Source organism: Rhodococcus sp. 15-2388-1-1a, from assembly GCF_002259145.1.
In the GTDB taxonomy this organism is placed as follows: Bacteria; Actinomycetota; Actinomycetes; order Mycobacteriales; family Mycobacteriaceae; genus Rhodococcoides.
The window spans coordinates 18228-39874 of sequence record NZ_NPFP01000018.1; the positions used below are offsets into that span (position 1 = coordinate 18228).

Annotated in this window: 24 protein-coding genes; 17 read left to right on the forward strand and 7 right to left on the reverse strand. The window is 64.7% G+C overall.

What is annotated here, in order from left to right:
* Positions 1-7: 7 nt before the first annotated feature.
* From CH302_RS11670 to CH302_RS11690, 5 genes are all read left to right on the forward strand, one after another.
* Positions 8-961 (forward strand): CopD family protein, encoded by a 954-nt coding sequence (locus CH302_RS11670; protein ID WP_052047243.1) that lies wholly within the window; start codon positions 8-10, stop codon positions 959-961.
* A 48-nt stretch (positions 962-1009) separates the two neighbouring features.
* Positions 1010-2185, forward strand: a complete 1176-nt coding sequence (locus CH302_RS11675; RefSeq protein WP_230596119.1) for a DNA cytosine methyltransferase — start codon at positions 1010-1012, stop codon at positions 2183-2185.
* The gene (locus CH302_RS11680; protein ID WP_052047244.1) at positions 2169-3023 is read left to right on the forward strand and encodes a GIY-YIG nuclease family protein; all 855 of its coding nucleotides are present in this window, start codon (positions 2169-2171) and stop codon (positions 3021-3023) included. The genes CH302_RS11675 and CH302_RS11680 overlap by 17 nt, the downstream gene beginning before the upstream one ends.
* Positions 3024-3041: 18 nt before the next feature.
* Complete coding sequence (locus CH302_RS11685) at positions 3042-3956, forward strand: LysR family transcriptional regulator (RefSeq protein ID WP_037186617.1); 915 nt, start codon at positions 3042-3044, stop codon at positions 3954-3956.
* A gap of 68 nt (positions 3957-4024) precedes the next feature.
* Complete coding sequence (locus tag CH302_RS11690; protein ID WP_037186618.1) at positions 4025-5143, forward strand: TDT family transporter; 1119 nt, start codon at positions 4025-4027, stop codon at positions 5141-5143.
* A gap of 2 nt (positions 5144-5145) precedes the next feature.
* On the opposite strand, the gene CH302_RS11695 is transcribed toward CH302_RS11690, so the two are convergent.
* Complete coding sequence (locus CH302_RS11695) at positions 5146-5358, reverse strand: VOC family protein (RefSeq protein WP_052047245.1); 213 nt, start codon at positions 5356-5358, stop codon at positions 5146-5148.
* 131 nt (positions 5359-5489) lie between these two features.
* Here CH302_RS11695 and CH302_RS11700 point away from each other — a divergent pair, with 131 nt between their 5' ends.
* From CH302_RS11700 to CH302_RS11710, 3 genes are all read left to right on the forward strand, one after another.
* The gene (locus tag CH302_RS11700) at positions 5490-5975 is read left to right on the forward strand and encodes a MarR family winged helix-turn-helix transcriptional regulator (protein ID WP_037186621.1); all 486 of its coding nucleotides are present in this window, start codon (positions 5490-5492) and stop codon (positions 5973-5975) included.
* A gap of 63 nt (positions 5976-6038) precedes the next feature.
* Entirely contained in the window at positions 6039-7973 is a 1935-nt protein-coding gene (locus CH302_RS11705; protein ID WP_052047246.1) for an MDR family MFS transporter, read from the forward strand.
* Positions 7974-8109: 136 nt separating this feature from the next.
* Positions 8110-9519 carry an outer membrane protein assembly factor BamB family protein gene (locus CH302_RS11710; RefSeq protein WP_037186626.1) on the forward strand — a complete coding sequence of 470 codons (1410 nt, stop codon included), beginning with the start codon at positions 8110-8112 and terminating at the stop codon, positions 9517-9519.
* Positions 9520-9543: 24 nt separating this feature from the next.
* On the opposite strand, the gene CH302_RS11715 is transcribed toward CH302_RS11710, so the two are convergent.
* Positions 9544-11136, reverse strand: coding sequence for a succinic semialdehyde dehydrogenase (locus CH302_RS11715; protein WP_255138067.1), 1593 nt, complete (start codon positions 11134-11136; stop codon positions 9544-9546).
* Between the two features lie 115 nt (positions 11137-11251).
* Between CH302_RS11715 and CH302_RS11720 the strand changes: the two genes are divergently transcribed.
* Both CH302_RS11720 and CH302_RS11725 read left to right on the forward strand, forming a co-directional pair.
* Positions 11252-12457 carry a lipase family protein gene (locus tag CH302_RS11720; RefSeq protein WP_037186633.1) on the forward strand — a complete coding sequence of 402 codons (1206 nt, stop codon included), beginning with the start codon at positions 11252-11254 and terminating at the stop codon, positions 12455-12457.
* Between the two features lie 125 nt (positions 12458-12582).
* A complete protein-coding gene (locus CH302_RS11725; RefSeq protein WP_037188546.1) occupies positions 12583-13335 on the forward strand; it encodes a MerR family transcriptional regulator in 753 nt (250 codons plus the stop codon).
* Here the strand turns inward: CH302_RS11725 and CH302_RS11730 are convergent.
* On the reverse strand, positions 13304-13597 hold the full coding sequence (locus CH302_RS11730) for a WhiB family transcriptional regulator (RefSeq protein ID WP_037186635.1): 294 nt from the start codon (positions 13595-13597) through the stop codon (positions 13304-13306). The genes CH302_RS11725 and CH302_RS11730 overlap by 32 nt on opposite strands.
* A 23-nt stretch (positions 13598-13620) precedes the next feature.
* Positions 13621-14661 carry an amidohydrolase family protein gene (locus CH302_RS11735; RefSeq protein ID WP_230596120.1) on the reverse strand — a complete coding sequence of 347 codons (1041 nt, stop codon included), beginning with the start codon at positions 14659-14661 and terminating at the stop codon, positions 13621-13623.
* 120 nt (positions 14662-14781) lie between these two features.
* Here CH302_RS11735 and CH302_RS11740 point away from each other — a divergent pair, with 120 nt between their 5' ends.
* Together CH302_RS11740 and rraA are read left to right on the forward strand one after the other, a co-directional pair.
* Positions 14782-15165, forward strand: a complete 384-nt coding sequence (locus CH302_RS11740) for a DUF5313 family protein (protein WP_037186637.1) — start codon at positions 14782-14784, stop codon at positions 15163-15165.
* 24 nt (positions 15166-15189) lie between these two features.
* Entirely contained in the window at positions 15190-15669 is a 480-nt protein-coding gene (gene rraA, locus CH302_RS11745) for a ribonuclease E activity regulator RraA (protein WP_037186639.1), read from the forward strand.
* 46 nt (positions 15670-15715) lie between these two features.
* Here the strand turns inward: rraA and CH302_RS11750 are convergent, their stop codons facing one another.
* Entirely contained in the window at positions 15716-16555 is an 840-nt protein-coding gene (locus tag CH302_RS11750; protein ID WP_037186641.1) for an alpha/beta fold hydrolase, read from the reverse strand.
* Positions 16556-16664: 109 nt separating this feature from the next.
* On the opposite strand from CH302_RS11750, the gene CH302_RS11755 reads away from it, so the two are divergent.
* The 3 genes from CH302_RS11755 (at position 16665) to CH302_RS11765 (ending at position 18890) form a co-directional block, all read left to right on the forward strand.
* Positions 16665-17228: a TetR/AcrR family transcriptional regulator gene (locus tag CH302_RS11755; protein WP_037186643.1), complete on the forward strand. Its 564-nt coding sequence runs from the start codon at positions 16665-16667 to the stop codon at positions 17226-17228.
* Positions 17225-17593 carry a glyoxalase superfamily protein gene (locus tag CH302_RS11760; protein ID WP_037186645.1) on the forward strand — a complete coding sequence of 123 codons (369 nt, stop codon included), beginning with the start codon at positions 17225-17227 and terminating at the stop codon, positions 17591-17593. Before CH302_RS11755 ends, CH302_RS11760 begins: the two co-directional genes overlap by 4 nt.
* 148 nt (positions 17594-17741) lie before the next feature.
* Positions 17742-18890 (forward strand): serine hydrolase domain-containing protein, encoded by a 1149-nt coding sequence (locus CH302_RS11765; protein ID WP_037186647.1) that lies wholly within the window; start codon positions 17742-17744, stop codon positions 18888-18890.
* A 3-nt stretch (positions 18891-18893) separates the two neighbouring features.
* Here the strand turns inward: CH302_RS11765 and CH302_RS11770 are convergent, their stop codons facing one another.
* Entirely contained in the window at positions 18894-19805 is a 912-nt protein-coding gene (locus CH302_RS11770; RefSeq protein ID WP_037186649.1) for an aminotransferase class IV, read from the reverse strand.
* Positions 19806-19869: 64 nt separating this feature from the next.
* On the opposite strand from CH302_RS11770, the gene CH302_RS11775 reads away from it, so the two are divergent.
* Both CH302_RS11775 and CH302_RS11780 read left to right on the forward strand, forming a co-directional pair.
* On the forward strand, positions 19870-20844 hold the full coding sequence (locus CH302_RS11775) for an aldo/keto reductase (RefSeq protein WP_037188549.1): 975 nt from the start codon (positions 19870-19872) through the stop codon (positions 20842-20844).
* Positions 20831-21283 (forward strand): GNAT family N-acetyltransferase, encoded by a 453-nt coding sequence (locus CH302_RS11780; protein ID WP_052047247.1) that lies wholly within the window; start codon positions 20831-20833, stop codon positions 21281-21283. The genes CH302_RS11775 and CH302_RS11780 overlap by 14 nt, the downstream gene beginning before the upstream one ends.
* Here CH302_RS11780 and CH302_RS11785 read toward each other — a convergent pair.
* Positions 21265-21507: a PLDc N-terminal domain-containing protein gene (locus tag CH302_RS11785; RefSeq protein ID WP_037186652.1), complete on the reverse strand. Its 243-nt coding sequence runs from the start codon at positions 21505-21507 to the stop codon at positions 21265-21267. The two genes, CH302_RS11780 and CH302_RS11785, sit on opposite strands and share 19 nt — an antisense overlap.
* Positions 21508-21647 lie beyond the last annotated feature (140 nt).

Genomic DNA, 21647 nt, shown 5'->3' on the forward strand with positions numbered 1-21647 from the left:
CACCGACGTGGCTGCGGTGGGCGAGAGAAGCGTTCGGCTGGTACTCGCCGCCGCAGCTGCAACGTTGCTGGGGGTCGCGGCAGCGTTCGCGCTGGCGTACCCCACCTTTCCCGGTGGGTCGTCGTGGCTACGGGTGATCGCGGTGGCGTCGGGCTCGGTGGTGTTGGGGTTCGGGGTTCTCGCTGTCCTGGACGGCAATTCCGATTCCCGACGCCCCGCCGTCGACTCACTGGTGATGTGGCGCGCGATCGGCTATCTGTCGGGACTGTGGGCGGTGGCCGAGTTCGTTCTGCTGGTCGCGGCGGCGGCCGATTCCGCCGGGCGTACGCCACTGACGTTGTCGCCGAGCGCTTTCACCACGTTCGCCACCTCGATCTCCGTGGGCCGTCTTGGTTCTGCGACGGTGGTCCTGACGCTCGCTCTGTGTGCCATCGGCGTGGCCGGGTATCGGCTGGGGGCGAGCTGGTCTCCGATTCCGGTGATCGTGCTGGCGTCCCTTGCCCTGGTCGCTCGGCCGATCACCGGGCACATGTCGCAGTTCGCATTCGGGTCCTTCGCCGTTGCCGTGCATGTGGTGTGCGCGTCGGTGTGGCTCGGTGTTCTGGGTGCGATGGCGCTGAGTCTGCGGAGCAAATCGGCGTGGGCGACGCTGTTGCCGGTCTATTCGCGAGTCGCGTTCTGGTGCGTCGTCGGAGTAGCCACCACCGGGGTGCTGGACGCGGTCCTGAAGCTGGGCGACCTCAGTGCCGTGATCGAGACCGGTTACGGCCGAATCGTTCTCGCCAAGGTCCTCGTCACGGTCATCCTGATCGCGTCGGCTCACCGGATCCGTGGGACGTGGTTGCCCACCGTGTCCGCACACCGATCCACGGTGGAGCAGTCGGTGGGACGTGCGGCGGCGCACGTCTGCCTGCTGGCGGTGGCGTTCGGCTTGGCTGCGGCGCTGGCGACCACTGCGTGAGCCGGCAGTAGCCGAAACCTTGTCGGCACTCTGTACTAGCCTGGGTGCATGCCGAAGTTGACTGTGGTGCCGGGTGGTTCTTCGGCACCTGCGCTCGGTCGGATCCACACTGTCGCGGAGTTCTTCGCCGGTATCGGCCTGGTGCGAATGGGCTTGGAGCAGGCCGGTTTCGAGGTCTCGTGGGCCAACGACATCGAGCGCGACAAGCATCACATGTATCGCCAGCACTTCGGCGACGACGCAGGCCATTTCCAACTCGGTGATGTCGCTCGCACTCGAGGAGACGATCTGCCCGAGGGGCTGTCGTTGGCGTGGGCGTCGTTTCCCTGCACCGACTTGTCGTTGGCCGGCGGCCGGGCCGGGCTTGCGGGCAAGAACTCCTCTACGTTCCGGCATTTCACTCGGGTCCTGAGCGAGCTCGGTGATGCTCGGCCCCAGGTGGTCGCGCTCGAGAACGTCGTCGGGCTGGCGACGAGTCACGGTGGAGACGATCTGGCCGCAGCGGTCCGGGAGCTCAACGAGCTCGGCTACTCGGTCGATGTCCTCACCATCGATGCTCGACGCTTCGTTCCGCAGTCACGTCCACGGCTGTTCCTCATCGGGGCGCAGAATCCCCCCGAGGATGCCCGCGATCCCAACAGTGAGCTTCGACCGGATTGGTTGCAGGCGGTGTACGGCGATTCGACGTTGCTGACGCATCGGGCTCCGCTGCCGAGTCCACCGATTCCGCTGACCAGTGGTCTCGGTGATGTGGTCGAGCGCATGGACTACCGCGACGAGCGGTGGTGGGATGCAGCCCGAACCGCGGCGTTCGTGCAGTCGTTGTCGCCGATTCAGTTGCAGCGCATCGAAATTCTGAAGAGGGCTCGCAAGGTCAGCTACCGCACCGCCTACCGTCGCACCCGCAACGGCGTCGCCGTGTGGGAGGCGCGCCCCGACGACATCTCCGGTTGCCTCCGTACCGCCCGCGGCGGTTCGTCCAAGCAAGCGGTGGTCAAGATGGGCAACGGCCGGTTGCAGGTGCGGTGGATGACGCCACTCGAATACGCTCGCCTGATGGGTGCCGGCGAGTACACACTCGACGGTCTGCGAAACAACCAGGCGCTCTTCGGTTTCGGTGATGCCGTGTGCGTTCCCGTGGTCGCGTGGCTCGCCGAGCACTACCTGATGCCACTGGTCAGCGGATCTTTCAATTCTGCTGCGGCACATGTCCAGTCACGGTAAGTCCTCGCTGCGGTCGTCTGCCGTCGCGCCGCGCAAGAGCACTCTTCCCGCGGACGACGTGCAGTCCTTTCGCACCGCGCTGCGAGAAGTGCTGAGCGAGAAGGACGATCGGGGCCGGATGTGGTCGGCGGCCAAGTGGGGCGTGTATGCGTTCTACGATTACGACGGTGAGCCGATCTACGTGGGGCAGACCAAGGAGAAGCTCAGCGTCCGGGTGCAGCGTCATCTGACCAACCAGCGAACCGACGCCGTCGCGATGCGGGTGCTCGACGTCTTCGAGGTCGCGGAGATCGAGATCTGGCCGCTGTGGCAGTACGAGGACCTCAAGAAGTCCGACGGCGCAGAGCAATTCCGCGCCGCCGAGCGTGATCTGAATGCTCACGAGTACACGGCATACCTCGAGGCCATCGACAAGTCGCGGCACAAGGCGATCCTCAACGAGAAGATTCCGCCGGTCTCGGAGCCCATCGCACTCCCTGCGTCACTGCGTCGGTCGCTGATCTCCGAGCAGACCCGCCGCGAGCGCGGACATCCCGATATCCGCATCGCACGCCGCGCCGAAACCATCTCACGGTTGGCAGCTGTCACTCGCGAACGCGGCGAGGTCTCCGAGGGGCTACGACGCGTCCTCGTGGTCCAGGCCGTGCGCCTGGCCTACCTGTCGGCCGAGCGACTCGCTTTCGTCGAGGGGCATCCGATCCCCGATCCCGCCGCGATCGACGTCACCGCGTTGGTGGGTTCGGTGCTGCACGAGCGCGACTCCGATATCGATACCGAAAGCGACCCTGACCCGGACGCCGAGCCCGAGGGCGAGCTGGACCTGTTCGGCGAGTACTGACGAAAGTAGGCTCGCCCTGTGCCGCTTCCCCCTCACGTTGCCGATCTCACCAGCATCGACCTGCTGCTGTCGGTCGCCGAGCTCGGCAGCATCGGGCGAGCGGGTAGAGCTCACGGAATGTCGCAGCCGGCGGCCAGTGCGCGCATCCGTGCGCTGGAGAGACGCGTCGGCGCTCCGCTGCTGCGGCGCGGAGCGCGAGGAACGGTACTGACCGACCTCGGTGAGCTCGTCGCGAGCTGGGCCGCGCCGGTCGTTCGGTCCGCCGAGGACTTGGCGACGGCGATCGCCACATTGCACGCCGAACGCATCGGCCATGTGCAGATCGCCGCGAGTCAGACTGTCGCAGAGTATCTTCTGCCGCGCTGGCTGGTCACGCTGCACACGCTCGTCCCGCACATCGTTCCGACGCTGAGTTCGGGTAATTCGACGGTGGTCGCCGAGAAGGTGCTTGCGGGCGCCGCCGACCTCGGCTTCATCGAAAGTCCCGATGTGCCTGCGGCACTGGACCACCGGACAGTGGCCACCGACGAGCTGGTGCTCGTGGTGGCACCGGATCACTCCTGGGCATCCACTCCGCCGTCGGCCACCGAGATCGTCGCCACAGCACTGGTGACGCGGGAGGCGGGGTCGGGAACGCGCTCGGCCTACGAAAGCGCTGTGGCCGCAGCGGGTCTCGGACAGCCGATGTCGCCGCTCCTCGAGGTCTCCTCGACGACGGCGATCAAGTCCGCTGTCGGGGCAGGCATCGGTGGGGCCGTACTGAGCTCACTGGCCGTCGCCCCCGAGCTGGCCGCGGGAACCCTGGTTCGCGTACCGATCCCAGGATTGACTCTGCGTCGTGAGCTGCGGGCGATCTGGCCGTCCGGTCGCGCGCCGAGTGGACCGGCCGCGGAGTTGCTCACAGTGGCGGCGAAGACCCGACTTCAGCCATAACCCTGGGTTATGCCTGGTGGACGAACTGACGCCTACCGGCCGGGCACGGTGCCGCGCAGGCTGAAGACATGACCGTGACCGACCACGCCGCCATCTCGACCGAGCACCTTTCGCACCGCCGACCCCTCGAGCACATCACCCCCAACTGGTTCGCCGCGGTGATGGGGACCGGCATCGTGGCCACCGCGGCCGCGACGTTGCCGGTGCAATTCCCGGCTCTGCACGTCTTCGCGGTCGCTGTCTGGGCCTGTGCCGCCGCGGCGCTGGTCGTGATCGGTGCGGCCTTCGTGATGCACTGGACCGGGCACCGCGACCGGGCCGTCGCCTATGCCCGGCACCCGGTGATGGTGCAGTTCTACGGCGCTCCGCCCATGGCGATGCTCACCGTCGGCGCGGGCGCAGGTCTGCTCGGAGCGGATCTGCTCGGACCGACTGCGGCCACCACGCTGTTCGCGGGCCTGTGGATCGCCGGGACGATTGCCGGTCTGCTCACCAGCGTCGTCGTTCCGTTTCGGATGATCACCGCGTCCGATCATCGCGACGTCGCAGCCCTGCCCGCGTGGCTGATGCCCGTCGTCCCGCCGATGGTGTCGGCGTCGACCGGGGCGTTGCTGCTTCCGCACCTACCCGAAGGCCAGTGGCGGCTGGCGCTGCTGTGCGCCTGCTATGCGATGTTCGGGCTGTCGCTGATCGTCGGGATGATCACGCTGACTCTGATCTACGGACGTCTGTTGCACGGCGGACTGCCGCCCGTCGACGCGGCTCCGACCGTGTGGATCACGTTGGGGTTGATCGGTCAGTCGATCACGGCGGCCAACCTGCTGGGCACCGACGCATCGATGGTGTTCACCGGCGCACAGTCGTCGATCGCCGTCGGGCTACACGTGTTCGGCATCGGCTACGGGCTGATCATGGGCGGCTTCGGAATGCTGATGTTCGCGCTCGCGACTGCTCTGACCGTGCACGCGGCACGCAGAAACTTGGGGTTCTCGCTGACGTGGTGGTCGTTCACGTTCCCCATCGGGACCTGCGTCACCGGAGCGACTGCACTGGGTCATGCGCTGAACTTCGGTGCGGTGCAGGCTCTGGCCGTTGCCCTGTACGTCCTACTGCTCGCCGCCTGGATCATCGTGGCCACCCGCACAGTTCGAGGTGTTCTACAAGGGAACCTGCTGCACCCCCACTGATCTCACATGTGAGCAAGCACGTTCACCACATTGCCGCCTGCATCGCGGAAGAAGAATCGGCGGACGCCCCACTCCTCGTTGCTGATCTCGTAGACGATCTCGAGTTCGGCGTCCATCGCTGCCCGGTACGCCGCGTCCACGTCGGCCGCCTCCCTCGACCGCGGATCGGCTCCCCAGATTCGGATTTCCGACTGCGATCGGAGGCCCAAATCCATATCCGAGGAGCCGATCCGCGATTCGACTTCAACCCTGTGACCCACGAGACAGGAATATTATTTGCTTAGCGCATGTATGTATATATATGGTTGCAGACAGCAAGTAAATCACCCTCATCGTTGGAGCACTCATGGCAGTTCAATCCACGACAGCGGAGTCGTTGGTCGAAGAGGTATTTCTCTTCGGGCGCACGCTGAAGCGGGCCGTGACCACCGGAGTCGAGGATTCACCCCTACCGCAGGCCCTGACCGGAGTTCTGGCCATCCTGGCGACCGAGGGCGAATGCAGACAGACCGACCTGGCCAGCAGGCTCTGCGTCAGTCAGTCCGCCCTCAGCCGGCAGATCGCAGATCTCGTCGACCTCGGCTACATCGATCGACATCCGGATCCCGACGACAAACGTGCGTCGCGGGTCTGTGTGTCGGACCTCGGTCAGGTTCGACTGAAGCAAATTTGGGACAGACGCGCACGCCGCCTGGCAGAAATGCTGAGCGGCTGGAGCGAGTCCGAGGCACTCGAAGCACTCGACTCGATCCGCAAACTGAACGACACCTTCACCGAAGACGCCCACGCTCAGCACCAGGACGTGGCCCGCATTGAATTGATTGCGAGATAGAACATGACAACATCCCCTAGCGCGGAAACTCCGCCCAATCAGGCAGTCGTCGATCCCGACGCGATGTCGCATCGCCAGATCCTCGAGGCCCTCACCGGCCTGCTGGCCGCGCTGTTCACCGCGCTGCTGAGCACCACGATCGTCTCGACGGCACTGCCCACCATCATCGGTGATCTGAAGGGTTCGCAGACCGCGTACGCCTGGGTCATCACCACGGCCCTGCTGGCCAATGCCGCGTCCACGCCCATCTGGGGCAAGCTCGCCGACCTGTTCAACAAGAAGGTGCTGGTCCAGAGCGCGATCGTCATTTTCGTCGCGGGCTCGTTGATCGCCGGCTTCGCACACAACGTGCCTGTTCTCCTCGCCGCACGCGTGGTGCAGGGCATCGGTATGGGTGGCCTGACGGCTCTCGTCATCGCCATCATCGGCACCATCGTCTCCCCGCGTGATCGCGGCCGCTACTCCGGCTACACCGGTGCCGTCATGGCCGTGTCGATGTCCGGTGGCCCGATCCTGGGCGGCGTCATCGTCGACAGCCCCCTCGGCTGGCGCTGGTGCTTCTTCGTCTGCGTGCCGCTGGCGGTTGTCGCTCTCGGCCTGCTGCAGAAGACCCTGCACATCAAGACCGTCCGCAAGGACAACGTCTCCATCGACTGGCTCGGTGCACTCCTGCTCACCGCGGGCGTTTCCGTTCTCCTCGTGTGGGTGTCGTTCGCAGGCAAGGCCGACTACTACGCCTGGCTCTCCCGCGAGACTGCCTACCTGGTGGGCGGCGGAGTTCTGCTGCTGGTTCTGACGATCATCGTCGAGGCTCGGCACAAGTCGCCGATCATCCCGCTCAAGATCGTCACCGAGCGCACGACCGGCCTGGCCATCGTCGCCTCCATCGCCGTCGGTGTCGGCCTCTTCGGAGCCACCACCTTCCTCGGCCAGTACTTCCAGACCGCTCGCGGCTACACCCCGACCGAAGCCGGATTGCTGTCCATCCCACTGGTGTTCGGCATGCTCGTCGCCTCCGTCGGCTCCGGTCAGCTCATCACCAAGTTCGGTAAGTGGAAGCCGTTCATCGTCACCGGATCCATCCTGCTGGTGATCGGATTCCTGCTTCTGGGCACCATCGATCACGCCACCAGCCTGGTGACGGTCGGCATCTTCATCACCATCGTCGGCCTCGGTACCGGCATGCTGATGCAGAATCTCGTTCTCGCAGTGCAGAACACGGTCAGTGTGCAGAACGTCGGTGCGGCATCGTCGACGGTTGCGTTCTTCCGTACCTTCGGCGGCGCGATCGGTGTCTCCGTTCTCGGATCGCTGCTGGCAACCCGGGTGGCCGACAAGTCCGCAGCCGGCCTGGCCCAGCTCGGCGTCGACAGCTCGTCGGGCGGCGGTGGATCACTCGATCTCACCTCACTGCCCGCTCCGGTCCTCGAAGTCGTCCGCACCGCATACGGTGACGCAACCGGTCGCATCTTCATGATCGCCGGCTTCGTCGCGATCGTCACGCTGATCGCAGTCGTCTTCATTCCGAATCGCCCACTGCGCCAGACGATCGACATCGCGTCGGCCCCCGCACAGGGACCGAAGGACGAGCCGCAGGATCAGCTCGCCGAGATTCCGTCCTTCGGTGCCACTCAGGATTACGTCTCCGCCGAGTACGACACCGATCGTCGCGCCGAGGGTCGGCACGAGGCTCAGCCGGGTCAACGTCCCTTCGAGGGCCTGAGCACCGATGCTCGTGATCGACTGCTCGCTCTGCTGTTGCCCGAGCCGAAGGACACGTTGGCCGCACTGGACGAGGCCGAGGCCATCCGCGCCGAGGTGATCGAACTGCAGCAGGAACTCGACGCGAAGATGCTCGATTTCGATGCAGTGTGCGAGCGGCTCCGTCGCCTCGGACTCAGTGAGCAGCAGATTGCTCGAGTGTTGGGAGACAACCACATTCCCGACAGTCGCAATCACTACGCACACGCCGGCCTGAACGGACAGAGCGTCAACTAGGCCCAGCGTCGACCAGGCCACGCGTCACGGCAGTTCCCCGCACCCCCACAGGGAGTGCGGGGAATTTTCGTTCTCTATGCTTCGAAGAACGGACCGGCCACCTTCTTTCGGTTCTGCACAGGCGGGAGAATCCTTCGTGACACGTCGTCTCCGGATCTCCGCCGCCGCGGTCCTGGCAGCAACGCTGGTCTGCGCGTCGTGCACATCCGAGGAGCGGCAGCCGACGGCCGGCACCCCCGTCGACGGTGCAACAGGATCTGCTCCCGGTCTCGGATGGTCCCTCACGCCCTCGGACGTCGGTATCGAAGGTGGTCAATTTCGCGATCCCGTCCACGGCAGCGCCACCGATTCGATGGAGTCCGGTTCCATCTCCGACGGGTCGACGGTCGTCACGCTCGTCGGCCGTCTCGACGGCAGAGAGTTCGTCGACGCGACCCTGGTGGGATTGAGCATCGCGGACGGCTCGGTGCTCTGGCGCACCCCCGCGGACGATGTTGTGGGTTGCGGTGAGGAATTCGTCGACGGGCAGATCGTCTGCTACCGCGGCAACACCGGCACGACATCCGAAATCCTCACTGTCGACGCCGAATCCGGGGAGTCCAGTAGTCGGGACGCAACCTTTCCGATCACGAGTCTGACCACCGCGGACGGCCACGTGTACGCCTCCCGGGCGGTGCGCGAGGGTGCCAGGGCGACGGTGTCACGCGGCACGGCGGACGCCCTCGACGCGGACTGGTCGGTGCAGTTCGATTCCAGGGCCTCGCCGGGTGCACCGTTCGCGTCCACGCTGCACACCGAGAACGGAATCGGACTGTTCGACGACGGCCGAGGAGTGTTCGCCTTCGACCTCGACACTGGCGACAACCTGTGGTCCAGAACGATTCCCGACTGCGCTCGTTCGGGCATCGCCGCGCGCGACGGCGCAGTGCGGGTGGTGCGGACCGACTGCTCGGACCCCAACACGATCGTGGGTTCGGAGATCGTCGACACCGACGGAACCGTGCTCGCTGCAACGGATTCCGTGACCCTGCAGCAACCGACGTTCGATTCCCCCGCCGAGGAGAGCCCGATACTGCTCGGGACGGGCGGCTATCGGCCGTCGAATCCCGATCCCGTGTGGACCGACGAGAGTCTGGCCTGGGCTGTTCCGTCGGACATCAGCGCCCCCGCCGCGGCATTCCTGTCCACGCACGGACTGGCCTACGCCATCACGGGTTCGGTGGCACTGCTGCGCAACAACGACACCGCCACCGAATCCGCGCTCGACCTCGACACCGGGAACACGCTGTGGAGTCGCGAATCGGGAACCTTCGCGGAGGTCGGCGCGCTCGACGGTGACGTGGCCACCCTGTTCGGACCGGAAGTGCTGCGCGGAATCGACGTCAGAACCGGATCCACCGTGTGGGACATACCCGTTGCGGCGTTCGACGACGAGGGAATCGATCGGCAGTCGTGGCCGATGTTCGATCGAGTCGAAGCCGACTCGATCTACACCGACTCGATCTACACCAGGGCACTGAGCATCTCGGTCCTACGAGCGAGATAGCCCCTCCCCCGTCGTCGACGTTACTTACCGACCCGGTATGTACTTGAGCGCCTTGACGAAGGGCGGCATGATCTTTGCCCACAGCTTCGGCGGAAGTCCGCGCGGCCCACCGAGATTGAGCAGACGCGTCGTCGCGATGGTCTGCGACTCCGTGTACTTGAGCAGGCCCTCGGTGCCGTGCCTGCGTCCGACACCGGACACGCCCATGCCGCCCATCGGAGCGCCGGTGGTGCCCCACGTCGGTGCGTAGCCCTCGTCGACGTTGACGGTGCCCGAATGCAGCCGTGCTGCAATGGCTTCGCCCTGCGCCTTGGTCTTGGCCCACACACTGGCGTTGAGTCCGTACTCGGTGTCGTTGGCCTTCTCGATGGCCTCGTCGACGTCGGCGACGGGGTAGATCGACACCAGCGGCCCGAAGGTCTCGGTTGCCGCGCATTCCATGTCCTCGGTGACGTTGGCCAGCAGCGTCGGCTCGTAGAACAGCGGGCCGATGTCGGGGCGGGCCTTGCCGCCTGCGACGACGGTCGCGCCCTTGACCTTGGCGTCGTCGACGTGGGCCGAGACGGTCTTGATCTGGTCCTCGGAGATGAGGCTGCCCATCTCGATGCCGAATTCGTAGTCGGCTCCGAGGCTCATGTTGCGCACCCGCTGACCGAACTTCTCGGTGAACTCCGCGGCGATCGACTTCTCGACGTAGATACGTTCGATGGAGATGCAGAGCTGGCCGGAGTTGGAGAAGCAGGCCCGCACGGCCGCGTCGGACACTTCCCTGAGGTTGGCACCCTTGGCGACGATCATCGCGTTCTTGCCGCCGAGCTCGGCGGAGAATCCGATGAGTCGACGCCCGGCCTGCTCGGCCAGGAGCTGACCGGTGGCGGTGGAGCCGGTGAACATGACGTACTCGGTGTTCTCGACGATGGCTGTTCCCACCACCGAACCCGGGCCGGGAACCACGGCGAACAGGTCACGGGGCAGACCTGCCTTGTAGAGCAGTTCGACGCAGGCGAGCGCGCAGTAGGGCGTCTGGCTGTCCGGCTTGAGCACGACGCCGTTGCCTGCCAGCAGTGCCGGGATGGCGTCGGACACCGCGAGGGTCATCGGGTAGTTCCACGGGGAGATGATTCCGACGACGCCCTTGGGCTGGTACCGGATCCGGGTCTTGGTCAGCACGGGCAGCATGCCAGTGACCTTCTTCGGGGCCAGCAGCTTCGCGGCGGTGCGCGCGTAGTGCCGCGCGGTCATCGAGATGTCGAGAACCTCTTCGAGGGCAGCGGCGCGGGACTTGCCCGTCTCGGCCTGCGCCATGTCCATCAGCTCGTCGCGGTGGGCGAGCACCAGGTCGCGGTAGCGGTGGAAGATCTCGGCGCGCTCGGACACGGGACGCTTGGCCCATGCCACCTGAGCTGAGCGAACGCGGGCGATCGCGGCGGTCGCGTCGGCAGCGGTGCCGACCGGGATGGTCGCCAGCTCCTTGCCGGTGAACACCTCGGTGATGGTCTTCGTCGGCCGCGATTCGGCGTCGGGGATGGCGATGAGATCGGCGAGCCGGGAGAAGGTCGAGGCGGACGGTGCTGGCATGGACGTGTCCCTACTGGTGAGTAGTGTTCTGAGTAACAGACAACCTACCTGCTCGCTGGCTCAGTTCACAGACCCGAAATCGCGCCACCGTATGGCACGATGGTCCGTGGTCTACCGGACGTCGGGGCGTACGGAGCAACAGGGTGGGAAACACATGCGCAAGGCACTCGTTCTGGCCGGAGCCGCAGCATTGATGCTGTCGTTCGTAGGGTCGGCCCAGGCCGATCCTCTGCAGGATTTCATCGCTCCGCCGAGCGATCCGGATACGTATCTCCCCACCTCTCTCGGTGATCCATGGTTCGATCCGCCGGCCGGATTCGAGAACCTGCAGCCCGGCACGGTGCTGAACCGTCGAGATGTCGCGGTGACTCCCCAGGCGTCGTCCGTGCAGTTGCTCTTCCGCTCGACCGACTCCAAGAACCGACCCATCGCAGCGGCGACGACGGTCCTGACGCCCACCGCGCCCTGGACCGGAGCCGGAGATCGTCCCGTCATCGCGTACAACGAGGCAACGGACTCGCTCGGTAACCAGTGCGCGCCGTCGTACACCCTGCCGCGCGGCAACAACAAGGAAATCGACCAGGTCCGGATCCTGCTCGACCGCGGCTACACGGTGGTCGTCACCGATTACCAGGGTCCTCGGCAGGCCTATTCGGCCGGCCTCGTCTCCGGACACACCGTGCTCGACGGCTTACGCGCATCCCAGAGTGCAGGAGTGGCTGCGGACGCTCCGATCGGCATCACCGGTTACTCCGGCGGTGCCATCGCCTCCGGTTGGGCCGCGCAGTTGGCTCCCGAGTACGCGCCCGAGTTGAACATCGCCGGTGTCGCGTTCGGTGGGCCGCCCACCGATTACAAGATTCTGCAGACCTCATTGAACGGCCAGATCGGTTCCGGTCTGTTCACTGCGGCGACGATCGGGTTGTCCAGGGAGTACCCGGAGATGCGGGAGCTCGCCAACGACAACGGAAAGCGACTGGCCTTGGCGCAGAAGGATCAATGCGTCGATGTGTTGTCGTATTCGGGACTGTTGCTGCTGGACCAGCGAAACCTCTCCAACGTGCCCGATGTCTTCGACCACCCGATCACCAAGGCCGTCGTCGAAGAGAACCGGATGGGCCAGACGAAGCCGGACGCACCGATCTACATCTACCAGGGTCTGCAGGACTTCCTCATTCCCAAGGAAGGTGCCGAGGCCGTGCAGGACCAGTGGTGCGCTGCGGGAGCGTCGGTTCGCCTCGAACTGGTTCCCGGGGATCATTCGCTGGCGCAGACCAACGGCCGTCCCGGTGCATACGATTGGCTCGGGCAGCGGCTCGCCGGAGAATCCACCTCCGGTTGCGAACGCGTGACCCGTTAGGAGTGGAGCCTGCGGAACGACCATGGAGGCCAGCAGCGCGGCTTGACCCTCACGCCACGGGAGGCAGCACAGTGTCCTTCGTGAGTGATTCGTCCGCGAACAGTTCGGTTGACGTCCAGGTCGGCATGCAGGTCGGCGCCGTCGCACGGTTGGTCGGTGTCAGCGTCAGAACGCTGCATCATTACGACGAGATCGCGTTGGTGGTGCCGTCGGGTAGAACCCCGAAGGGCTATCGGACGTACTCGTCGGCCGATGTCGAACGGCTGCATCAGGTGCTGACCTACCGCGAACTCGGGTTTGCGCTCGACGCCATCGCGGCGTTGCTCGACGACCCGGCGGCCGATGCCATGGCGCATCTGCGTCGGCAACGAGAGTTGTTGAACGAGCGGATCGATCACTTGCACGCAATGGCTGCGGCCGTGGACAAGATGATGGAGGCGAAGAAGATGGGTATGCAACTGACTCCCGAGGAGCAGCGCGAGATCTTCGGTGACAACTGGCCCGGCGAGGAGTACGCCGAGGAGGCCGAGCAACGCTGGGGCGAGACCGACGAGTGGAAGCAGTCACAGCAGCGAACGGCGTCGTTCACCAAGGACGATTGGAAGGCCGTCAAGGCCGAAACGGATGTGCTGGAAGCGGATCTCGCGGCCGCGATGCAGCAGGGCGTGTCGCCGGATTCCGCCGAGGCCGGGTTACTGGCCGAACGTCATCGGGCTTCCATCGAGCGGTACTACGACTGCGGTTACGAGATGCAGGTGAACCTCGCGGAGATGTACATCGCAGACGAGCGATTCGCCAAGCACTACAACGACATTGCGTCGGGCTTGGCGCAGTACATTCGCGATGTCATTGTCGCGAACGCCGCTCGTCAGGGCTGACGCGAACCATCGCGGACCGCTCGTGTGCGGTCGATCCACCCCAGACTCCGTGCCTTTCGTCGGAGTCGAGTGCGTGTTGCAGGCAGCGCTCGATCACGGGGCATCGATCGCACACGAGCTTCGCCTGTCGCTCGAGGTTTCGCAGCGAGTATCCCCGTAGACCCAGGGGCGGGTAGAACATCGAGACCGGCATCGAGCGGCAGGCGGCATTCATCTGCCAATCCCAGTGCTCGGAGATCGGTTGCAGTGCTTGCGTTTTCATCGGCAGTGTCCACCTCTTTCGGTTCAGAGATCGAGCAGTCGGCGGGCGTTGCCGGATGTGGCTGCGCGCCAGTTCTCGAGTCCGCCGTTCGCGGCACCGGCGTCGAGTGATCGCAGCTGCTCCTGCACCGCGGCGATCGGCGTGAAGCAGTAGTCGCTGCCGTACACCAGACGATCGGGGCCGACGGTCGACAGCAACGCGGGCAGCTGCCGCGGGACAGGAGTTCCGGCGAGGTCGAACCACAAGCGCTGCAGCACATCCGGCGTGGTCGGGGTCCCCAGGCCCACCTGGGTACGGAAGAAATCGACCCGGTCCGCCAGCAGTGGCAGAACTCCACCGCCGTGAGTGAACACCCAGCGAATGTTCGGGAATCGATCGACCACGCCCAGCAGAATCAGATCGACGACGGTTCGTGCTGTGTCGAAAAGGAACTCGATCATCGGTGCCGGACGCCCGAGCGATACCGCAGCAGCATTCGGCGGTGACGTGGGATGTACGAACACGACCGCCGATCGCGCGTCCAGCGCCGCAAGCAGTGGCGTCAGCACGGCGTTGCCCAGGTACATGCCGCCGGCGTTGGACATCACCGTCACGCCGTCGGCACCGAGTCGATCGAGCGCTCGGATGGCCTCGGCCGTCGAGTCGACGACGTTCGGCAGCGGTAGCGACGCAAAGAATCCGAGTCGGGGTTCGCTCGCCACCACCCCGGCGCCGAAATCGTTGACGCGTCGGGCGAGATCGGCGGCCTTGCCGTCGTCGCCGAAATGCACCCCGGGTGACGAGACGGACAGGATCGCGCTGTCGATGCCGCAACCGTCCATCATCTGCAGGTGTTCACCGACCGACCAGCTCGGCCACTTCGGCATACCGTCGGGAAAGACGATGCCCGACGCGATGGCCTCACGTAGGTAGAAGTCGGGAACCATGTGCGAATGGACGTCGATCACTCCACCGGCGCCCGGAGTGGGCGATGCCGATGCGGTCGCAGACGGCAACGTCGAGAGGGCAACTCCGGAGATCGTTGCGGCACCCAGCGCGCCGAGCAGGGTTCTGCGATCGATCATGTCCGAGGAGCCTCTTCCGATGTCCGAACAACGGCGTATCAACTGACGTTATCGTCACATATGAGATAAACCGCAGTCAACGGTGACTTGTACCAACTCTTGTGGGACTAGCATTGCGCGATGACCACCGAACGCACGACGCCTACTCCACTGCAGTTTCTGGGCTATTCGTTCGGCCGCACGCTGCCCGAATCCATGCAGGACTGGGTCCGCAAGGATCTCGTGGGCAACGGCGCCCAGGTCCGCTACATCGCCCGATTCACCGTGCCCGTCATCCCGCTACTGCTGCTGTTCCTGCTGATCCCGGGGCCGCTGTGGATGTCCCTGGCGATGATGTCGCTGCTGTTCATCCCGCTGGTGTACTTCTCGATTGCCCTGATGAACGTCTATCGGCGGCATCGTCTGCTGATCCACGGCCTCGACCCGCAGTTGATCAACGCCAAGGCGCAGAGCCGGGCCGACCGCACTCGCGACGACTACGAACGGCGTCACGGCCGGGGCTGACGAGCGAGCGATAGTCTGTGCCGCATGACTTCACCTGTGGAATTCAAGGCAACAGCTGATCTGGCCGACGAGATCGGTCCCGACATCCGCAGCTGCGACACCCAGTTCATCCAGTTCGGCAAGCACACCGAATTCGCGGGGCCCATCACCACCATCCGCTGCTTCCAGGACAATCTCCTGGTCAAGCAGACGCTGAGCGAGCCGGGCAACGGTGGCGTTCTGGTGGTCGACGGCGATGCAAGCGTTCACACCGCACTGGTCGGAGACATCATCGCGGGCCGAGGTGTCACCAACGGATGGGCCGGCGTCATCGTCAACGGCGCGGTACGCGACTCGGCGATCCTGCGCACACTGGATATCGGCGTCAAGGCACTGGGAACGAACCCGCGCAAGAGCACGCAAACCGGATCGGGTGAGAAGAACGTGCCGGTCAGCTTCGGCGGAGTCACCTTCAACCCGGGCGAGATCGTCTACAGCGACCACGACGGCGTCGTCGCGGTCTAGCCCACGAACGGCGGCAGGCCCGGATGCCTGCCGCCGTCTGCTGCTCTTACTTCACGAACGCGAGCAGCGCGTCGTTCACTTCCTGGAAGTGCGTCCACAGCAGTCCGTGCGGTGCGCCGTCGACCTCGACGTACGTCGCCTCCGGGAACACCTTGTGGAACTGACGTCCGGTGGAATCGATCGGCAGGATGTTGTCGGCCGTGCCGTGCAGGATCAGCGTCGGCTTGCCCGATTCGCGCACCTTCTCCACATCACCGCGGAAATCTTCGAGCCACGTGGGCACGACGGCATAGGCGGCCACGGGAGCGCTACCGGTCGCGGTGTTCCAGCTCGCACGTACTGCGGCCTCGCTGATGCGGGTCCCGAGGTTCTCGTCGAGGTTGTAGAAGTCCTTGTAGAAGTTCTCGAACCAGGCGAAGCGATCCTCCCGCGCGGCACTGTCGATGCCGTCGAACACCGACTGTGGGACGCCGGTGGGATTGTCGTCGGTCTGCAGCAGGAACGGCTCGAGCGAGGCGAGGAACGCGAACTTCGCGACGCGATCCGTGCCGTACTTCGCCGCGTACCGCGCGAGTTCACCTGTGCCCATGGAGAATCCGACCAGGATGACATCGCTCAGGTCGAGCTCGGTGAGCACCTTGTCCAGGTCCGAGGCAAAGGTGTCGTAGTCGTATCCGACGGTCGGCTTGCTCGACTGGCCGAATCCGCGGCGATCGTAGGTGATGACGCGGTAGCCGGCGTCGAGTAGCGCCCGTGACTGACGTTCCCAGGAGTTGCCGTCGAGGGGGTAGCCGTGGATGAGCACGACCGGCTGACCGGTGCCGTGATCCTCGTAGTAGACCTCGACGGGGGTGGAGTTCTCGGTTCCGACGGTGATGTACGCCATGATCCTGCCTTCCTGTTGTCCTGCAGCTCGACGGGCGAGAACGGTCGTTCTCACCGCGTGTGGACTACTGTAGAGAACGTTGGTTCTCTCGGCAAGGGGTAGGTGGGTCATGGGTACCGAACTCGGACGCGACGACGTCATCCGAGCAGCGGATGCACTGTTCTATGCGCGCGGAATCCAGGCCGTCGGAATGGACGAGCTTCGCAGCAGCGCGGGTATCTCCCTCAAGCGCATGTACTCACTGTTTCCGTCGAAGACCGCCATCGTCGCCGAGGTGCTTCGCGGACGAACACAGCAGTGGAACGACGGGATCCACGCCGAAGCCGCTGCCCACGAGTCCCCTCGAGAGAAGCTGCTGTCGATCTTCGACTTCCTGGACCACTGGTTTCGTGAGGACGACTTCCGCGGGTGTGCCTTCATCAACTCCTTCGGCGAACTCGGTGCCACCATGCCCGAGGTCGCCGACGCCGCGCATCAGCACAAGAAGAACTTCATCGACTACGTCACCCGATTGGCCGTCGACGCCGGATGTGAGCCCACCGTCGGGCTGCAGATTGCCTTGCTCGCCGAAGGTGCGCAAACCACCGCAGCCATCACCGAACTGGCCGAATCCGCCACTGCAGCACAAGCTGCGGCGAAAGTTCTGCTGGGCATGCCACACTCGACATCATGAAGGCATTCGGCCCGGCCATTCCGATTCTCCGCATCTTCGACGACGCCGAAGCGCGCGCCTTCTACGTGGACTACCTGGGATTCACTGTCGAGTGGGAGCATCGCTTCGAGCCGGATTTACCGCTGTACGTTCGCATTTCGCGCGGGAAGTGTGTCCTGGATCTTTCCCAGCACTACGGCGACGGCACACCGGGCACATCGGTGTGGATACCGATCCCGGACGTCACGTCCTTCAATGCCGAACTGCTGCAGAAGAACAACCCTCGCAGCCGACCCGGAATCGATCATGACGCACCGGGTGGTCCGACCATGACGATCACCGATCCGTTCTCGAACAACCTCCGCTTCTGCCAGGTCGATCACTGAGAAGCGCACCTCACCGTTCACTATCGTGCGCGGTGCGCGGCTTTCCGCGTCCGAGACCCACTTCTGAACGATGCGGTGCGCCCACTCACCGAAAATCACTGACATTTGACACTGAAATCCTTCGCGGGTCGGCGTTAGCGTCGAAGACATGAGCAAGCTACGAATCCTCGCCGCCCTCACAGTGTCGACATCCCTGCTGGTCAGTGGATGCTCGTCGACGGACGAGCCGTCCGCCGTCGAGCCGACCACCACCACGCCCTCGAGCGGAACCATCAAGACCGACGACGTCCAGGCAGCCTTGGACGCCCTGGTCGACGCCGGATCCGTCGCCGCTGTCGCGCAGGTACGCGACGGCGAGGATTCGTGGTCGGGAGCGGCCGGTCTCGTCGAGCGCGACGGCACCGAGGCTGCGTCCGCCGAGGATCCGGTCCGTATCGCCAGCGTCACCAAGGCCATGGTTGCTGCCGTGGTGCTTCAACTCGTGGACGAGGGGAAGCTCGAGCTCGATCAGCAGGTCGACGAACTGCTTCCCGGAGTACTACCCAAGCCGGTCACCGTTCGCCAACTACTCGATCACACCAGTGGCGTTCCCGACTACTTCACCGGATTCGATTCCGCCGGGCAGATCGCCGCACGCGCAACCGATGCCGTCACCGACGACGAACTGATCGACCGGGCTGTGTCCATGCCCTGGACGAGTGAGCCCGGTCAGGAATTCGGCTACGCCAACACCAACTACGTCCTGCTCGGACAGATCATCGCCGACCTCGATGGCAAGTCCATCGGACAGTCGTTGCAGGACAGGATCTTCGATCCGCTGGAGATGGCCGACTCGACGTACCCCACCGATTCCACGCTCGACCCCGACGCGTTGCACGGCTACGTGCTGGAGAACGGGACCTACACCGACGTCACCGAGTACGACGCCAGTATCTGGTCGTCGGGGGCTGCCGTGGTCTCCACCGTGGCAGACATGAACACCTTCTTCAGAGCGCTGTTCGACGGCACGCTGATCCCGCAGAACCTGATCGACGAGATGCAGGTCGTGACGCCATCCACGTACGGACTCGGCCTGCTGCTGGGCGGAGACGCGTGCAACCCGGGTTCGGGCGAGCTCGTGTTCGGCAACCGCGGCAACGGCTTCGGCTACCGCACCTACGCGTTCTCGAGCCCGGACGGCCAGCGTCAGGTATCGCTGGCCTGGACCACGGCCGGGTCGAACCCCGCCGCCGACCCACTCGAACAGCCGGCCACCGAAGCATTGATCGCCGGACTCACCTCGACGTGCCCCGCGTAGCGGTTACAGCACACTCACCCAGCCGTGCACTTCGTCGCTGGTGAGCGCGGCCTGGTGACGCTTACGTAGAGTAAGCGTCACCGGGCCCGACTGCTTCGTTCCTATTGCGCGACCATCGATTTCGTATACTGGGGCAACTCCCGCCGAGGTGCCGCAGACGAAGACCTCGTCGGCGATGTACAGCTCGGTGAGATCGACGGTGCGCTCCTGGACGGTCAGCCCTTCTTCGCGCGCCAGGGTCAGAATCGTCCGACGGTTGATGCCGTCGAGAATGTCGCTGGTGACGTCGGGGGTGACGAGCACTCCGTTCCGCACGAGGAAGATGTTCGCGGCACTGAGTTCGCAGACATGGCCGTTGATGTCGAGGAAGATGCAGTCGTCGAAGCCACTGTCGATTGCATCCTGTTTGGCCAGAACGGAATTGACGTACGCACCGTTCACCTTGGCACGGGAGGGAATGGCATAGTCGGGAATTCGACGCCAGACACTTGTCTTCAACCGCATGCCGTCCTGCGGGACAATGGGATTGGCGTCGTACAGGAAGATGGACACCGTGGTGTGCAGCCCACGCACCCGCGTCCCGGGGATCGACTCGTCGACGTGGACGGTAGCTCGAACGTAGACCTCGGTCGTCGGGGCGTTGGCCGCGACCACGTCGCGCGTCGCCTGCACGAACCTCTCGAACGTCCACTGAGAGGCGAACGTGTCGATACCGATGATCTTGCAGGATTCGACGAGTCGCTGATAGTGATCGAGCAACCGGAAGGCCGTACGCCGTTCACCGTCCACCTGCACGGGGAACACCGTGTAGACACTGAGCCCGTACAGGACGGCCGAGGTCGCGACCCCGAGCGTCGCCTCCTGCGCGTCCACCAAGCGATCGCCGAAATACACCTTCGAGTGCGGAAGAGCCATGCGGCGATGCTAGTCGCCCGGTGAGTCCAAGCGACAACGCATTTACCGTCGTATGGTCGAGTACATGAGCGAACGCACAGTACTGACCCGCACCCTCTGGAACGACGGCCCCGAGGTGGGTGCCATCGGCTTGGGCTGCATGGGAATGACCTGGGCATACAAGGCCGACGATCGAACGGAGACCCCCGATCGCGTCATCGGGCACGCCCTCGACCTGGGCGTGAACTTCATCGATACGGCAGACGTGTACGGCCCGTTCACCAACGAGGAAGTCGTCGGCAAAGCCATTGGGAACCGGCGTGACGAGGTGACCCTCGCGACCAAAGGCGGGCTCGTCTCCCACGTCGGCGACGCCGGAGAGCCGGTCATTTCGGGCCCCAACGGCAAGCCCGAACACCTACGTTCGGCGATCGACGATTCGCTGCGCCGCCTGGGTGTCGACCACATCGATCTGTACTACCTGCACCGTCCCGATCCCGAGGTGGCCGTCGAAGACAGCATCGGCGCGATGGCCGAGGCCGTGCAGGCCGGAAAGGTTCGGGCACTGGGTGTCTCGGAGTTCTCCGTCGAGCAGCTCGATCGGGCCCAGCAGGTGCATCCGATTTCTGCGGTGCAGTCGGAGTTGTCCCTGTGGACGCGCGATCACCTCGCCACCTCGCTGAAGTGGACGCAAGACAACGGTGCGGCATTCGTGCCGTTCTCACCCCTGGGCCGCGGCTTCCTGACCGGCAACTTTCGCGGAACAGTGCCCGCTGCAGATGATTTCCGAGCTCGGCTGCCACGCTTCAGCCAGGACAATCTCGACGCGAACCTCGTGATCGTCGACGCCATCGCGGCCGTCGCCGACGAGCTCGGTGCCACGCCGGCGCAGGTGGCCCTGGCGTGGGTTCTGGCACAGGGTGAGCACGTGGTCCCGATTCCCGGGACCAGACGCACCTCGCGTCTGGACGAGAACGCGGGCGCGGCCTCGCTCACATTGAGCCCGGACCACCTCGCTGCACTCGACGCACTGCCGGCACCCGCCGGTGGTCGCTATTGAGATCGTCGGTGTCGACCCTGCCGCCGATCTGAGCCTCGCCGAGCAGATCCTCGCAGTGCAGAAGAGTTCGTATGCAGTCGAAGCGAGACTGATCGGCGACGACCGCATCCCGTTGCTGCACGAGTCGGTGGACGATCTGTGTGCTGCACAGGTCCACTGGCTCGTTGCGCGGCAGGGTGACGAAATCCTAGGTGCGGCAGCGTGGTCCGAGTCGGATATCGACCGCCTGGTGGTGGCACCGCACGTACATCGTCAGGGCATCGGACGAGCGTTGGTCGAGGTGATGATCGATTCGATTGTGGGACAACGCATACAGGTAGCTACCGGGCGAGACAATGCACCGGCCCGCAGGTTGTACGAGTCCTTCGGCTTCGTCCACACCGAGGATCAGGAAGTACTGACGGGACTGTGGCTGGCGCGCTACGAACTCGACCGCTGATCGGTATCGAAGTTGCGCGGGCGCGCGACGAACCAGATCAGCGCCCCGGTGATCGGCATGAGCAAGACGAGCAGACACCACCAGAACGCGGATCCCCGACGAGCCCTGTTGCTCCGAAGAATCGACACCCACGCGACGGCTACGAGGCCCAGCCACAGAACAACTGCAGCCATCCATGCGAGATCGAACGCCAACGGAAGTGTCGGGTTGACCTCGGTGCTCATACTCACCCCATCGATCTTGCACGGCTGCCTACGGATTCACGATCCATCGCATCGTGACCGTGCTTCTCACACCGAAGGGTACTGACAGCACAGCTCGCGACGCACCAGGTCCGACCGCCCTCAACAGAAGACAAAGGGTA

What these genes read in the sequence shown, in the direction of transcription:
- CH302_RS11675 (WP_230596119.1), top strand. Translation starts at nt 1,010, where the DNA reads ATGCCGAAGTTGACTGTGGTGCCGGGTGGTTCTTCGGCACCTGCGCTC.
- CH302_RS11680 (WP_052047244.1), top strand. Translation starts at nt 2,169, where the DNA reads ATGTCCAGTCACGGTAAGTCCTCGCTGCGGTCGTCTGCCGTCGCGCCG.
- CH302_RS11690 (WP_037186618.1), top strand. Translation starts at nt 4,025, where the DNA reads ATGACCGTGACCGACCACGCCGCCATCTCGACCGAGCACCTTTCGCAC.
- CH302_RS11695 (WP_052047245.1), bottom strand. Translation starts at nt 5,358, where the DNA reads ATGGATTTGGGCCTCCGATCGCAGTCGGAAATCCGAATCTGGGGAGCC.
- CH302_RS11700 (WP_037186621.1), top strand. Translation starts at nt 5,490, where the DNA reads ATGGCAGTTCAATCCACGACAGCGGAGTCGTTGGTCGAAGAGGTATTT.
- CH302_RS11705 (WP_052047246.1), top strand. Translation starts at nt 6,039, where the DNA reads ATGTCGCATCGCCAGATCCTCGAGGCCCTCACCGGCCTGCTGGCCGCG.
- CH302_RS11720 (WP_037186633.1), top strand. Translation starts at nt 11,252, where the DNA reads ATGCGCAAGGCACTCGTTCTGGCCGGAGCCGCAGCATTGATGCTGTCG.
- CH302_RS11725 (WP_037188546.1), top strand. Translation starts at nt 12,583, where the DNA reads ATGCAGGTCGGCGCCGTCGCACGGTTGGTCGGTGTCAGCGTCAGAACG.
- CH302_RS11730 (WP_037186635.1), bottom strand. Translation starts at nt 13,597, where the DNA reads ATGAAAACGCAAGCACTGCAACCGATCTCCGAGCACTGGGATTGGCAG.
- CH302_RS11735 (WP_230596120.1), bottom strand. Translation starts at nt 14,661, where the DNA reads ATGATCGATCGCAGAACCCTGCTCGGCGCGCTGGGTGCCGCAACGATC.
- CH302_RS11740 (WP_037186637.1), top strand. Translation starts at nt 14,782, where the DNA reads ATGACCACCGAACGCACGACGCCTACTCCACTGCAGTTTCTGGGCTAT.
- rraA (WP_037186639.1), top strand. Translation starts at nt 15,190, where the DNA reads ATGACTTCACCTGTGGAATTCAAGGCAACAGCTGATCTGGCCGACGAG.
- CH302_RS11750 (WP_037186641.1), bottom strand. Translation starts at nt 16,555, where the DNA reads ATGGCGTACATCACCGTCGGAACCGAGAACTCCACCCCCGTCGAGGTC.
- CH302_RS11755 (WP_037186643.1), top strand. Translation starts at nt 16,665, where the DNA reads ATGGGTACCGAACTCGGACGCGACGACGTCATCCGAGCAGCGGATGCA.
- CH302_RS11760 (WP_037186645.1), top strand. Translation starts at nt 17,225, where the DNA reads ATGAAGGCATTCGGCCCGGCCATTCCGATTCTCCGCATCTTCGACGAC.
- CH302_RS11765 (WP_037186647.1), top strand. Translation starts at nt 17,742, where the DNA reads ATGAGCAAGCTACGAATCCTCGCCGCCCTCACAGTGTCGACATCCCTG.
- CH302_RS11770 (WP_037186649.1), bottom strand. Translation starts at nt 19,805, where the DNA reads ATGGCTCTTCCGCACTCGAAGGTGTATTTCGGCGATCGCTTGGTGGAC.
- CH302_RS11775 (WP_037188549.1), top strand. Translation starts at nt 19,870, where the DNA reads ATGAGCGAACGCACAGTACTGACCCGCACCCTCTGGAACGACGGCCCC.
- CH302_RS11785 (WP_037186652.1), bottom strand. Translation starts at nt 21,507, where the DNA reads ATGAGCACCGAGGTCAACCCGACACTTCCGTTGGCGTTCGATCTCGCA.